The organism is Leifsonia sp. Ger2509, from assembly GCF_055231915.1.
The window spans coordinates 2783961-2800418 of the sequence record NZ_JBUYVB010000003.1; the positions used below are offsets into that span (position 1 = coordinate 2783961).

1 protein-coding gene (cut by a window edge) is annotated in these 16458 nt (G+C 72.2%); it reads left to right on the top strand.

All coding sequences use genetic code 11. The features are described 5' to 3' along the window. On the top strand, positions 1–16458 hold the 5' portion of the coding sequence (locus ACV7NN_RS13625) for a beta strand repeat-containing protein (RefSeq protein WP_463350111.1). Its footprint extends 13503 nt past the window's final position; only the first 16458 of its 29961 coding nucleotides appear in the window; its start codon is at positions 1–3; its stop codon lies beyond the right edge, outside the window.

The following is a 16458-nucleotide window of genomic DNA, read 5'->3' on the forward strand; positions in this document are numbered from 1 at the left end:
ATGCAGGCGACCATCTCGCTACTTCCGGCGGACGACCCGGCTCCGGCTGCGGCCCCTGACCAGGGCGCGGCTCCGGCCGCCGACCCCGCGGCGAACCCGCCACCCGCAGCGGCACCGTCCGACCCGGCCCCGGCACCCGCGCCGGCTCCCGACCCCGCCCCGGCCGCGACGTCCGACCCGGCTCCGACGCCGAGCGCCGCTCCCACGCCGACCACCGCCCCCGCCCCGACGCCGGCCACCTCCCCGGACGCCGGCGCGGCACCGACCGACCCGACGAGCGCCCCGGCGCCCCCGCCGACAGAGACGGCGAACCCGACGTCCGGGACGTCCGGCGCACCCGGCGCACCCGGCTCCTCGACGTCGACCACCTCCACCACGACTCCCGCATCCACCCCCGCCGCCCTGTCGTCCTGGACCTACACTCCCGGCGCCGCGTCCGGTACGCACTCGATCACGGTGCGGATCGACGGCACCGACCTGGTGATCGTCGACAACGGCGTCGAGACCCGGCGGCCGATCGCATCCCTTCTCGGCCTGCAGGTGACGACCGTCGGCGGCCAGGTGGTCAGCCTCACCTTCGACACCTCGACCGGACCGATCTCGGTTCCGGTCTCGTTCGCGGGCAGTGGCGCGGACCTCCTGTCGGTGATCGGCGATCAGCTCCGCTGGTCGGTCACCGGTGCAGGCTCGGGTTCGGTGACCGGCGGCGGAATCGCCGCGCTCGACTACACCGGCGCACGCACGATCTCTGCGACCGGCAGCGGCAACACCATCGTCGGCCCGTCGGCGGACGCCTCGTGGTCGATCGACGGACACGACACAGGAACGGTCGCCGGCCAGCGGTTCACCGGGTTCGGCACCCTCCAGGGCGCAGCCGGCAACCATGACACGTTTACCTTCCAGCACGGCGGCAGTATCAGCGGTCGTCTCGACGGCGGGGCGGGCGGCTTCGACACGCTGGTGCTGAACGGTGCTGGCGGGCGGGTGACGAGCATCCCGAGCGGCAGCCAGTCCGGAACGATCACCTTCGAAGGCCACACCATCGCGTATGGCGGCCTCGAACCGATCACGGTGAACGGGACGACCGACCTGGTCGTCACCGGCACCACCCCGAACGACACCCTCCAGGTGGGCCCCGGCGCCGCGGGACAGATCACGGTGAAGAGCATCACGGGTGCGATGGAGACGGTGAGTTTCACGGTCCCCACGAGCTCGCTGAAGATCATCGACACCGCCACCGGCGTCACGGTCGTGATCGTCGGCGACCTCATCCTCGCGGGTGTGAACCTCGAGATCGACGCACCGACGATCGTCGTGAACTCCGGCGTGACGATCGACACGCGTGGCGGCGGCGGTGCGGGCACCGTACTGCTGAATGCGACGGACACCCAGACCGGCACTGCGCCGGCGTCGGCGTCCGTCACCGTGAACGGCGCGACCATACGCGCGAAATCCATCGACCTGGAGGCGACTGCTTCCCAGACGCCCGGCGCCGGTTCCCTCCCCGGTGTGAACATCGTGAGCGCGTCGTCGTCAGCGCAGGTCGCGGTCATCGGATCGTCCCTGCTGGAGGCGACCGGTGACGTCACGCTGCGAAGCTCGTCGGCGATGCAGGCAACGGTGAGCTCGACGGGCACGGGGGCGTCGACGAACGTGGATGCGGCGGTCGCGTCCGCGAGCATCGACACCAGCGCGGTGACCCACGTCTCCGACGACTCGACGATCTCGGCCTCGGGTGTGCTGTATGTCATCGCGAAGAACGCGACCAACGTGACGGCCACCGGCGACGCGACCGCGGCCACAGCCGGCGCGGGGATCGCGATCTCGCGGGTGACGACCAACACGGCCGCCTACATCGACAGCCACAGCAGCCGCGGCGTCGACGCGGGCAGCCTGGTCGTCGCGGCCGACTCGAACAGCACGGTCGTCAGCGTCGCCACCGCCAGCCCCGGTGGGTCGACGCAGAACGACTCCACACCGAGCGACAGCACCGCGACCGGATCCCACCCCAGCGGCTACGCGAACGCACCGGGCGGCGTCATCGGCATCGCGGGGGCGCTGGCGTTCACGAACCTCTCCCAGACCACGACCGCCTACATCGCGCCGGCCGGCGGCGGCCTGGTGATCGCCGTCTCCAACACGAGCGGCCCGACGGCGGGCTCGGCTCCGGTCTCGGTCCACGCGGGATCGTCCGGCACCGCCACCAGCAGCGCTGACGGCAGCACGGTCGGCGGGAGCTCAGCGGGCGTCGGCACGGCGGTGGCCGTCACGGTCGCCGCCCTCGACACGACGTCGTATGTGGGCAACGCGACCTTCACGTCGCCGAAGGTGACGGTGGATGCGGCGGCCCAGCAACCGACGTCCGGTGCGGCCAACACGTTCGGAGCGACCTCGACCTCCGGAGCCGGCGGGGCGTCGAGCGTCGGCGTCGCCGGTTCGCTCGCGGTCGATGTGGTCACACTGAACACGGCCGCGAGCGTCGCGCCCGGCGGCGCGGTGTCGGTGGGAGGCGGGAACGTCGGCATCGCAGCCAGCACCGACAACACCAGCGACGTCAAGGCACTGCCCGGCCAGGTCGCTGGGCAGACGGCAGGGATCGGCGCCACCGTCGCCCTGAACATCCTCAACGACACGACGAGCGCCGGACTCCAGGACGGCGCCGTCCTGACCGGCGCACACGACCTCACCCTCACCTCGTCGGCGATCGCACCGGCGACGACCGAAGCGCACGGCGGCGTCTCGTCGCCGGACATCGCGATCGCGCCGGTCGTGGCGATCACCACCTCGAACGTGACCACGACGGCGAGCGTCGGAACCGGAGCCCCCCTGGTGCTCACCGGGGCCTTCACCGCGACAGCGAACGAGCGGGCGTCGGCATCCACGACGGCGACCGGCGAGGTGAACTCGGCCGGGGCGGCCGTCGGCATCGCGATCGCGCTCACCTTCGCCAACCACCTCGTGCAGGCGACGACCCATCGGGATCTGACCGCCGCGGGCAACGCGTCGTTCACCGCCACCGGTGCATCCGCCACGACCTCGACCGCATCCGCTTCGGCCACCGGCGCGCCCGGCGACGGAAACCAGCCCACCCCGGGGTCGCAGGTCACCGGCGCGAAGACCTTCGCGAACAACGCGGCACCGACGACCGGCGGCGCGCTCCCCGGCGGGACCGGCGGCAGCGGATCGACACCGGCACCCGAACCGAGCACACCGGCCGGTACCGTCTCGGCAGCTGCGGCCCTCGCGCTCACCGTGCACACGGCGGCGGCCGACGCCTCCGTCGACGGCGTGACGATCACAGCGGGTGTCGTGAGCATCACCGCGACACTCAACGACTCGGCCACCTCGACGGCGACCGGCTCGCCATCCACCCGCGCGCCACCGGGTTCGACGACCATCGCCGCAGCAATCGCCATCACAGCGGCCGACGCATCCATCCGTGCGAACGTCGGGCCGCAGGCAACCATCCACGCGAAGGCCCTCACGCTCTCCGCGGGAGTGAACCCCACCAACGCAGCAGGGGTCGCAGACAGCGCGGATCGCTTCACCACCACCTCGACGGCAGGGGCCGGCGGAGGTGGAAGCCTCGGAGTCGCAGGCTCGGTGGCCGTCTCTTCGGTCGCACTGTCGACATCCGCCGCCGTCCTCTCGGGCGCAGGGCACGCACCCACCGTGACGTTCACCGGCGGGACCGCGGATCTCTCGGCGACCGCGTCGTCGCACGTGTCGAGCACGACGCAGGCCCTCATGTCCGACAGCGGCGCGGGGACCCCGGCGACCGGCATCGGCGCCTCCTCGGCGGTCGGCATCGTCAACGACACGACGGATGCGTCGATCGGCGACGGCTCGGTCGTCACCGGGGCGCGCAATGCCACCCTCGCCGCGACCACGTCGGACACTGCGAGCGTCACAGCGACCGGCGGCGCCTCGGCATCCAATGTCGCTGTCGCACCGTATGCGGCGGTGCTCGTCGCGAACATTGCGACCACGGCCCGGGTCGGCACGGGGACCCTGCTGACACTGACCGGCGCCCTCAGCGCAGTGGCGACCCAGGTCGCGTCGGCGTCGACGAGCGCGACCGGCGCCGTCGCGGGAGGCTCCGGAGCGGTCGGGCTCGGTCTCGCGCTCACCATCGCTTCCGACACGGTGACCGCGACCGTCGCCCGTTCGATCACTGCATCCGCCGTCACTCTGGCCGCCTCCGGTATCGGCTCGTCGACCGCAGCCTCCACCGCATCGGCGTCCGGGGCGCCGCAGAACCCCTCAGACTCCGGCCAGGGCCAGGGTGGCGGAGCGGCAGGGTCCGGAGTCGACGACCAGGTCAGCGGAGCACGGACCAACGCGGATGCGGCTGCCGCCTCGTCCGGCGCGCAGGGCTCCGGGTCGACGGCGGCGCCGAGCGCATCGACGGCCGACGGCAAGATCAACGTCGCAGCGGCGGTCGCGCTGGTCATCGTCACGGCTGTCTCGCGCGCCGCGGTGGTCGGCACCGGCGTCGTCCTCACCGCATCCGGTGCCGTCAGCCTGACCGCGTCGGCGAACACCGACGCGGCGACCACGGCAAACGGCTCGGCTGCCCACGGCGGAACCGCGACCATCGGTGCGGCCGTCGCCATCACCCTGGTGAATGCGACCGACCAGGCCGTGCTGCCCGCGGGCGACAGCGTCTCCGCGAAGTCGCTCACGGTGTCGGCGGGCGTCACCGACAACGCCGGCGACCGGGTCTCGACCGACTCGGCCACGGCGACGAGCGGGGCGGGGGCCTCCGACGCGAAGCTCTCTGTCGCGGGCTCGTTCGGCCTCGTGGTCGCCAACCAGTCCACGCTCGCCCAGGTCGCAGGCGCCGTGACCCTCAGCGGCGGCGCCCTCTCGGTCGGCGCGACGTCGGCGCTGGCCTCGACATCGAAGGCCGATCCCGCCGACGGAACCGGCGTCTCCGCGGGGAACGTCGGCGTCGGCGCGTCCGTCGCCCTCGACCTCGTGACCGACACGACCACCGCGACCATCGCGGACGGGTCCATCGTGACCGGTGCCGGCGCCGTCACTCTGAACGCCACCGCGACGGACACGGCGGCGACCGAAGCGAAGATGGGCGCGGCCGGCGGCAAGGTCGCCGTGGTACCCGCGGTGGCGGTGACCCTGTCCACCGTGACGACGACCGTCCGCCTGGGAACGGCGGCCTCCGCCCTGGGCCTGACCGGTGCACTCAGCGCGACCGCCGCGCAGACCGCGATCGCAGCATCCACCGCCGGAGCCACCGTGGTCGGTGCCGGCACTGCTGGCGTCGGAATCGGTCTGGCGCTCGTCGTCGCGAACCACACGGTGACCGCGACCACCGCCCGATCCGTCACGGCGACCGGCGCGATCACGCTCTCCGCATCCGGGGCCAGTGCGAGTACCGCGTCGGCGAGCGCGTCGGCCGGGGGTGCACCCGAGAACGGGGCGACCGGCACCGGCACCGGCGGAGGGGGAGGAGCCGGCAACGGCGTCGACCAGCAGGTGCAGACCCAGCGCACCAACGCGGACGCGACGAGCGCGGCGAACGGCGGAACCTCATCCGGCTCGACCGCGACGCCGAGCGCCTCGACCTCCGACGGCAAGGTCAACGCGGCGGCTGCTGTCGCCATCGTCGTCGCGACCACGTCCTCGCGCGCCACCCTAGAGAGCCCCGGGCTCACCCTCACCTCGGGCGGCCTGGTCACCCTCGCCTCCTCGGCGAACACGGATGCGTCGACCAGCGCTGACGGCACGGCGTCCCAGGGAACGGATGCGACGATCGGCGCAGCGGTCGCGGTCACCCTCGCCGACGTGACCAACCGGGCGGCGCTGCCCGCGGGCGACACGATCTCGGCGAAGGCATTGACCGTCTCGGCCGGCGAGACCGTGAACGGAACCGACACCGCATCGGCCTACGGCGCACAGGCGACCAGCGGTGCGGGCGGCGGCAAGATCTCGGTCGCCGGCTCCGTCGCACTCACCATCGTCAACCAGACGACGACGGCGGCGCTCGCCGGAACGGCGCACCTCACCGGCGGCGACCTGGCGATCGCAGCAGCGTCCAACGCGTCGACCACCGTGAAAGCCGAGCCGTCGCCCGGCGGGGTCACCACGACCAGTCTCGGCGTCGGCGCCTCCGTCGCCCTCGCGATCGTCACCGACCGCACGACGGCAGCCCTCGGCGACGGCGCCGCCGTGACCGGCGTGGCCAACGCCGTCGTGACGGCCACCGCGACCGACACGGCGACGACCGAATCGAAGATGGGTGTCACCGGCGGCAAGGTCGACGTCGCACCCGCGGTCGCCGTCACGCTGTCCACAGTGACGACGTCGGTGCTTCTCGGCACGCAAGGCGCGGGCGGGCTGCTGAGCGTGACCGGATCGTTCACAGCGACCGCGACGCAGTCGGCCTCGGCGGCATCGACGGCCGGTGCTGTCGTCGCGGGCGGGTCGACGGCCGCCGTGGGCATCGCCCTCGCCCTGACGATCGCCGGTCACTCGGTCACCGCGTCGACCGCCCGCTCGATCACCGCGGGCGGAGCGCTGGCTCTGACAGCATCCGGAACCAGCTCGAGCGCCGCGACATCGAGCGCCAGCGCATCCGGTGCTCCGGAGAACGGCGCGGCGGGCACCGGCACCAGCGGCGGCGGGGGAGCGGGCGACGGAGTAGACCAGCAGGTGAAGGCGCAGCGCGACAACGCGGATGCGACGAGTGCGGCGAACGGTGGAGCATCGAGCGGGTCGACGGCAAGCCCGAGTGCCTCGACCTCCGATGGAAAGGTCAACGCGGCTGCGGCCGTCGCGCTCGACCTCGCCACCGTCGCCGCGCTCGCTACTGTCGTCGGCACCGGTGTGACGCTGACCGCCGGCGGGCTGGTGACGCTGGCCGCGTCGGCCAATACGGATGCGGCCACCACCGCGGACGGCTCGGCGTCGCAGGGAGCGACGGCGACGATCGGAGCAGCGATCGCAATCACCCTCGCGAACGTCACGAACCGGGCGATGCTGCCGGCGGGCGACACCGTCCACGCGAAGTCGCTGACGATCTCGGCCACCGTGACCCCCGACGGAACGGACACCGTCTCGACCTACGGCGCGCAGGCGACGAGCGGTGCGGGCGGCGGCAAGATCTCGGTCGCCGGCTCCCTGGCCCTCGGAATCATCAACCAGACCACGACCGCGGACAGCGCGGGTGCCGTGGTGCTGGCCGGGGGCACTGCGACGATCGCCGCGGCCGGCGACGTCGCAAGCACCGTGAAGGGGGAGCCGACGGCAGGCGGTGTCGTCACGACGAGCGTCGGGGTGGGCGCATCCGTCGCCCTGAACCTGGTCACCGACACGACGACGGCCGCTCTCGAGAACGCCGCAACCGTGACCGGCGCGGCGAACGTCACGCTCGGAGCGGCGTCCACGGATGCGGCGGTCACCGAGGCGAAGATGGGCGCGGCGGGCGGCAAGGTCGACATCGCGCCGGCGATCGCCGTCACGCTCTCGAACGTGACGACGAGCATGCGGGTCGGCACGGACGGCACGATGACCCTGACAGGGGCGTTCACCGGAACGGCGACGCAGAACGCGAGCGCCTCGTCGACGGCGGGCGCGGTGGTGTCCGGCGGATCGACGGCCGCGGTCGGCGTGGGCCTCGCGCTCACCGTCGCGAACCACACCGTGACCGCGACGACCGCCCGCAGCATCACGGCCGGTGGCGCGATCAGCCTGACCGCATCCGGTGTCTCCGGATCCTCCGCCGGCGCGAGCGCATCCGCCTCGGGTGCGCCGGAGAACGGTGCGACCGGTACGGGCACCGGAGGCGGTGGCGGCGCGGGTGGTGGCGTCGACCAGCAGGTGCAGACGCAACGCGACAACGCCGACGCGACCAGCGCGGCGAATGGCGGCTCCTCGTCCGGGTCGACGGCAAGCCCGAGTGCCTCGACCTCGGACGGGAAGCTCAACGTCGCGGCGGCGGTGGCCCTCGACCTGGCGACGACGGTGTCGCGGGCGACCCTGGTCGGAACGGGCGTGGTCCTCACGGCGGGTGGACTGGTCACGCTCGCCTCGCGCGCCAACACGGATGCGGCCACGACCGCGGACGGGTCCGCGTCGCAGGGGGCGACGGCGACGATCGGTGCTGCTGTCGCGATCACGCTGGCGAACGTGACGAACCAGGCGCTGCTGCCGGCCGGTGACACGGTCCACACGAAGTCGCTCACGGTGTCGGCGACCGAGACTGTCGACGGCGCTGATACGACCTCCACGTACGGTGCGCAGGCGACGAGCGGCGCAGGCGGCGGCAAGATCTCGGTCGCCGGGTCGCTGGGTCTTGCGATCGTCAACCAGACGACGACGGCGGAGGTCGGCGGCGCGGTCGCGCTGACCGGCGGCGATGCGACGATCACCGCGGCCAGCGACGCAGCGAGCACGGTGAAGGCCGAGCCCACGGCGGGTGGGGTCGTGACGACGAGCGTGGGGGTGGGAGCATCCGTCGCCCTCAACCTGATCACCGATACGACGACGGCGACGCTCGACAACGCGGCGACGCTCACCGGTGCGGCGAACGTCTCGCTGGGCGCGACGGCGGCAGATGCGGCGGTCACCGAGGCGAAGATGGGTGCGGCGGGCGGCAAGGTCGACATCGCCCCCGCCATCGCGGTCACCCTCTCCAACGTCACGACGACCGCCCGCGCTGGGACGGATGGGACGCTGACCGTCACCGGATCCTTCACGGCCAGCGCGACGCAGAACGCGAGCGCGTCGTCGACCGCCGGTGCGGTGGTCTCTGGTGGTTCGACCGCGGCGGTCGGGGTGGGTCTGGCCCTGACGATCGCGAACCACACCGTGACCGCGACCACGGCGCGCAGCATCACCGCGACCGGCGACATCACCCTGAAAGCGTCGGGACTGTCGGCGTCGGCTGCGACGGCGAGCGCGTCGGCGTCGGGTGCGCCGGAGAACAGCACGAACGGTGGCGGCACCGGAGGTGGCGGCGGCGCTGGCGGTGGCATCGACCAGCAGGTGCAGACCCAGCGCACCAACGCCGATGCCACCAGCTCCGCGAACGGCGGGAAGACCTCCGGTTCGACCACGGCCCCGAGCGCGTCGACCTCGGACGGCAAGGTCAACGTCGCAGCGGCGGTGGCCCTCGACCTGGCGACGACCGTTTCGAAGGCCACGATCGAGAACGCGGGCCTGACGTTGACCGCGGGCGGATCGGTGACCTTGGCTTCGTCGGCCAACACGGATGCCGCGACCAGCGCTGACGGGTCGGCGTCGCAGGGCGCGACAGCGACGATCGGTGCTGCGGTGGCGATCACCCTCGCGAATGTGACCAACCAGGCTCTGCTACCGGCCGACGACTCGATCCACGCGAAGTCCCTGACGGTGTCGGCGACCGAGACGGTCAATGGCGCTGATGTCACGTCGACCTACGGAGCCCAGGCGACCAGCGGCGCCGGTGGCGGCAAGATCTCGGTGGCCGGGTCGCTGGGTCTCGCGGTGATCAACCAGACGACGACCGTGGAACTCGGCGGCGCGATCGTCCTCGACGGCGGGGATGCGACCATCACCGCAGCGAGCAACGCGACGAGCACGGTGAAGGCCGAGCCGACCGCGGGTGGTGTCGTCACGACGAGCGTCGGCGTGGGCGCATCCGTCGCCCTGAACCTGATCACCGACACCACGACCGCCACACTCGACAACAGCATCAGCCTCACCGGCGCTCGCAACGTCAGCCTCAGCGCGACGGCAGCGGATGCAGCGACCACCGAGGCGAAGATGGGCGCCGCCGGTGGCAAGGTCGACATCGCACCCGCGGTGGCGGTCACCCTCTCGAACGTGACGACGACCATGCGGGTCGGGACCGACGGCACGATGACCCTGACCGGGGCGTTCACCGGCACGGCGACGCAGAACGCGAGCGCCTCCTCGACCGCGGGCGCGGTGGTGTCCGGCGGATCGACGGCTGCGATCGGCGTCGGCCTCGCGCTGACGATCGCGAACCACACCGTGACCGCGACGACTGCGCGCAGCATCAGCGCTGGGACGACGGTCTCGCTGATCGCGTCCGGCATTTCCGCCTCGGCCGCGACGGCCAGCGCATCCGCATCGGGTGCCCCGGAGAACAGCACGAACGGCGGGGGCACCGGCGGTGGCGGTGGCGCGGGTGGTGGCGTCGACCAGCAGGTGCAGACGCAGCGGAGCAACGCCGATTCGACCAGTTCGGCGAACGGGGGCAAGACCTCGGGTTCGACCACGGCTCCCAGCGCGTCGACCTCGGATGGCAAGGTCAACGTGGCGGCGGCGGTGGCCCTCGATCTGGCGACCACCGTCTCGAAGGCGACGATCGAGGGCACCGGCGTCACGTTGACCGCGGGTGGAGCGGTCACCCTGGCATCGTCGGCGAACACTGATGCGGCGACCAGCGCGGACGGGTCGGCGTCGCAAGGAGCCACCGCGACGATCGGTGCGGCGGTCGCGATCACTCTCGCGAACGTGACCAATCAGGCACTTCTGCCGGCCGGCGACTCGGTCCATGCGAAGGCTCTCGCGGTGTCGGCCACGGAGACCGTGGACGGCGCGGACGTCACCTCGACCTACGGCGCCCAGGCGACCAGCGGTGCGGGTGGCGGCAAGATCTCGGTCGCCGGGTCGCTGGGTCTGGCGGTCATCAACCAGACCACGACCGGTGAGGTCGCCGGGATCGTCGTCCTCACCGGTGGTGACGCGAACATCATCGCCGCGAGCAACGCGGCCAGCACGGTGAAGGCGGAACCGACGGCGGGCGGTGTCGTCACGACGAATGTCGGGGTCGGTGCATCCGTCGCCCTCAACCTGATCACCGACACCACGACAGCCACCCTCGATGACGGGATCAGCCTCACCGGCGCGGCGAACGTGACGCTGAGCGCGACCGCCGGGGACGCGGCGATTACCGAAGCGAAGATGGGTGCCAGTGGCGGCAAGGTAGACATCGCCCCCGCCGTCGCCGTCACGCTCTCGAACGTGACCACGACAGCGCGCGTCGGCACCCTCGGAGCAGGCCTGTCCCTGACCGGAGCCTTCAGCGCGACGGCCACCCAGAACGCCAGCGCATCGTCGACCGCGGGTGCTGTCGTTGCCGGCGGCTCGACCGCGGCGATCGGCGTCGGTCTGGCTCTGACGATCGCGAACCACACCGTGACCGCGACGACGGCCCGGAGCATCACCGCGGGCGGAGCGATCACGCTCAAAGCCTCGGGCGTCTCAGCATCGGCCGCGGCCGCCAGCGCGTCCGCGTCGGGTGCCCCGGAGAACAGCACGAACGGTGGTGGCACCGGAGGTGGCGGCGGGGCCGGTGGTGGCGTCGACCAGCAGGTGCAGACGCAGCGCACCAATGCCGATGCGACCAGTTCCGCGAACGGCGGCAGGACCTCCGGGTCGACCACAGCTCCCAGCGCATCCACGTCCGACGGCAAAGTGAACGTCGCGGCCGCGATCGCCCTTGACCTCGCGACCACCGTCTCCAGGGCCACCATCGAGGGCACGGGCATCGCCCTCACCTCCGGCGGCCTGGTCACCCTGGCGTCCTCGGCCAACACGGATGGCGCAACCAGCGCAGACGGCTCCGCCTCGCAGGGCGCGACGGCGACGATCGGTGCGGCGGTCGCGATCACCCTGGCGAACGTCACCAACCAGGCCTTGCTCCCAGCCGGGGACAGCATCCACGCGAAGTCCCTGACCGTCTCGGCGACGGAGACGGTGAACGGCGGCGACGTCACCTCGACCTATGGAGCGCAGGCGACGAGCGGGGCGGGCGGCGGCAAGATCTCGGTCGCCGGGTCGCTGGGTCTCGCGGTCATCAACCAGGCCACGACCGCCGAGCTGGCGGGCCCGGTCGTCCTGACCGGCGGCGACGCGACGATCACGGCGGCGAGCAACGCGGCCAGCACCGTCAAGGCCGAGCCCACCGCAGGGGGCGTCGTCACGACGAACGTGGGCGTGGGCGCATCCGTCGCCCTGAACCTGATCACCGACACGACGACGGCAACGATCGACAACGGCGTGACCCTCACCGGCGCCGCGAACACCAGCCTCAGTGCCACCGCGGGGGATGCGGCCATCACCGAGGCGAAGATGGGGGCGAGCGGCGGCAAAGTCGACATCGCACCCGCGGTGGCCGTGACGCTCTCGAACGTGACCACGACGGCTCGCGTCGGAACAGACGGCATCCTGACCCTCACCGGTGCGTTCAGCGCGAGCGCGACGCAGACCGCGAGCGCTTCTTCGACCGCGGGTGCTGTCGTCTCCGGCGGCGCGACCGCGGCAGTCGGCGTCGGGCTGGCCCTGACGATCGCGAACCACACGGTGACGGCGACCACCGCCCGCAGCATCACGGCGACCGGCAACATCACGCTGAGGGCCTCGGGGCTCTCCGCTTCGGCTGCGGCAGCGAGCGCATCCGCATCGGGCGCTCCGGAGAACAGTACGAACGGCGGTGGCACCGGAGGCGGCGGGGGCGCCGGTGGTGGCGTCGACCAGCAGGTGCAGACCCAGCGCAGCAACGCGGACACGACCAGCTCGGCGAACGGCGGCAAGACCTCCGGGTCGACGACCGCTCCCAGTGCGTCGACCTCGGACGGCAAGGTGAACGTGGCCGCGGCGATCGCCCTCGACCTGGCGACGACGGTCTCGAAGGCGACCATCGAAGGTACCGGAATCGCCCTCACCTCCGGCGGGCTGGTCACGCTCGCTTCCAGTGCGAACACGGATGCTGCCACCAGCGCTGACGGGTCGGCGTCGCAAGGAGCCACCGCGACGATCGGTGCGGCGGTCGCGATCACTCTCGCGAACGTGACCAACCAGGCACTGCTGCCGGCCGGCGACACGGTCCACGCGAAGGCCCTCACAGTGTCGGCGACAGAGACTGCCAACGGCGCAGACGCGATCTCCACCTACGGAGCCCAGGCGACCAGCGGTGCGGGCGGCGGCAAGATCTCGGTCGCCGGCTCCCTCGGCCTCGCGGTCATCAACCAGACCACGACCGCCGAAGTCGCCGGAATCGTCGTCCTCACCGGCGGCGACGCGAACATCATCGCCGCGAGCAACGCGGCCAGCACGGTGAAGGCGGAACCGACGGCGGGCGGTGTCGTCACGACCAACGTCGGGGTCGGCGCATCCGTCGCCCTCAACCTCATCACCGACACCACGACAGCCACCCTCGACGACGGGATCAGCCTCACCGGTGCCGCGAACGTCACGCTGAGCGCGACCGCCGGGGACGCGGCGATCACCGAAGCGAAGATGGGTGCCAGCGGCGGCAAGGTCGACATCGCCCCCGCCGTCGCGGTCACGCTCTCGAACGTGACCACGACAGCACGGGTCGGCACCCTCGGCACGGCGATCAGCCTCACCGGCTCGTTCAGCGGCAGCGCCACCCAGAACGCCAGCGCCTCCTCGACGGCGGGCGCTGTCGTCGCCGGCGGCTCGACCGCGGCGATCGGGGTGGGCGTCGCCCTCACGATCGCGAACCACACAGTGACCGCGACGACGGCCCGGAGCATCGCCGCGGGCGGAGCGATCACGCTGCGCGCATCCGGGATCAGCGCATCCGCCGCCGCAGCGAGCGCATCCGCCTCGGGTGCTCCGGAGAACAGCACGAATGGTGGTGGCACCGGGGGCGGTGGCGGCGCCGGAGACGGCGTCGACCAGCAGGTCAAGACGCAGCGCACCAACGCCGACACCACGAGCGCCGCGAACGGCGGCAAGACCTCGGGGTCGACCGCGTCGCCGAGCGCGTCGACCTCCGACGGCAAAGTCAACGTCGCGGCCGCGGTCGGGATCGACATCGCGACCATCGTCGCGAAGGCCACGATCGAGCATCCGGGACTCGCCCTGACGGCGGGGGGTCTCGTGACCCTCGCCTCGAGTGCGAACACGGATGCGGCGAGCTCCGCGGACGGTTCGGCCTCGCACGGCGCGACGGCGACCATCGGCGCGGGCGTCGCGCTCACCCTGGCGAACGTCACCAACCAGGCGATCCTGCCCGCGGGCGACACGATCACGGCCCACGCGCTCACAGTCTCCGCGACCGTGACGCCGAACGGTGCCGACACGACCTCCACCTACGGCGCGCAGTCGGTGGCCGGTGCCGGGCAGGGCAAGATCTCGGTCGCCGGCTCCGTGGCCATCGCGATCGTCAACCAGGCCACGCGGGCCGAGCTCGGCGGCACCGTCACCCTCACCGGCGGCGACGTCGCCGTCACCGCGGCGAGCAAGGCCACCAGCACGGTGACCGCAGAGCCGACCCCCGGCGGCGTGACCGCCACGAACGTCGGCGTCGGCGCATCCGTCGCCCTCAACCTCATCACCGACACGACGAACGCCGTCCTCGACAGCGGCATCACCGTGGTCGGTGCGCACAACTTCTCCCTCACCGCGACAGCAGGGGACCTGGCCACGACGGATGCAAAGATGGGGGCGTCCGGGGGCAAGGTCGATGTGTCTCCCGCTGTCGCGATCACCCTCTCCACCGTCACCACGACCGCGAGCATCGGCACCCTCCCGGCGAACGGGACGATCACGCTGACCGGCTCCTTCGCCGCGACCGCCAGCCAGACGGCGGGAGCGGTGACCTCGGCGGGTTCGGTCGCGACCGGCGGATCCACCGCATCCATCGGTGTCGCCCTCGCGCTCAACCTCGTGAAGCACACGGTGTCGAGCACGACGGGCCGCAACATCACGGCCGCCGGCGCGATCGCCTTCGGCGCGTCCGGGTCGTCGGTCGACGGAGCGTCGGCCAGCGCATCCGCCAGCGGTGCACCGCAGCAGGGCGACAGCGGCGCCCCGGCTGGCGGCGTGGACGGGCAGGCGCAGAAGGAGCGCACCAACGCGATCGGCACCGACACGGCGAACGGCGGATCCGGCTCGAGCGCGAGCGCGAACCCGTCGGCGTCGAGCTCCGACGGCAAGGTCTCCGTCGCCGCGGGCGTCGCCCTCAACATCGCCGATGTCTCCGCCACCTCGATCCTCCCCGACGGCCTCACGCTCGTCGCGGGAGGTGCGGTCAGTCTCCGCAGCTCGGAGAACGTGGACGGCGCGGTCAAGGCCGACGGAACAGCGGTCAAGGCCACCAACGTCGGCGTCGGGGCGGCCGTCGCCCTCAACCTGGTGACGATCACCAACCGCTCGTTCATCGGCGAACGGACCCACGTCACCTCCAACGGCTTCGACCTCGAGGCCACGATGACCGCGCTCGGAGCGGACACGACGCACACCTTCACCGTCGAGGCGGATGCAGGGGCCGGGTCCAAGAAGGTCGGCGTCGCCGGAGCCCTCGCGCTGAACCTCGTGACCGACAACACCGAGGCGTACGTCCCGGGCAGCGCGGTCGTCGCAGCGGGCACCGGCGACATCGCGCTGATCGCCCAGAACCTGCGGTCCGACTCGGCGAAGGCGCTCGCGGATGCGTCCATCGGCGGTGGCGGGACGGTCGGTGTCGGTGCATCGGTCGCCATCAACGTGCTCACGACCAACGTCACGCGCGCCGAGGTGATGGACGGGGCGTCGCTCACCGGTGGACGCAACGTGACCTTGAGGGCCACGTCTGCGGAGCCCGTCGTCACCATGGTGACCGCCGGCTCGGCCGGCTCCAGCGTGGCCGTCAGCCCGGCCGTCGGCATCAACATCGTCGTCAACACGACGCTCGCCCGCATCGGCACGCCGGGCACCGGGACGATCGCCGCGGCGGGCGCGGTGCTCCTCAGCGCCACCCACACCGGCTCGGCGTCGATCACCGGCGACGCGAAAGCGGCGAGCAGCAGCGTCGCCGTCGGGGCGATCATCGCCGTCAACGTGCTCACTGTCACGACGACGTCGGCCCTGGTCCGGAACATCTCCGGCACGTCGGTCGTGCTCACCGCGACCACGACGACGGCCGGAAGCGCGGACGTCACCGCCAGCGCCCAGGGCACCACGCCGGGCACCGGTGGCAGCTCGGACGGCCAGGCCAAGGACAGCGTGCAGAACACCCCGAGCACGTCGGGCAACGAGAGCCGCCTGCCGACCGGCGACCAGTCGGCCGGCGGAGCCGTCGGCGGCGCGAACAGCGAGTCCGGCGGCCAGTCCGGCCAGTCGTCCGGCCAGGGGGTCGGGGTGGGCGCGGCGGTCAGCGTCAACGTCGTCACAGACACGAACACGGCGAGCATCGCGAACGGGCTGACCGTCAGCGCATCCGGTGCGATCCAGGTCAGCGCGACCAATGCGACGGACGCGACGGCCAAGTCGGTCGGAACATCCACCGCGATCAACAGCAACAACATCGGCGCCGGCATCGGTCTCAACGTCGCGACGATCGTCAACCGCGGATCGATCGGCGTGGGCGCGACGATCACCGGCGGCAGCATCGTGGTCCAGGCGGTCACCCCGCCGCAGACCGAGAACGACTTCACCGCCTGGGGCCTCTCGGCCGCAGGCGGCGCCGGCGACGTC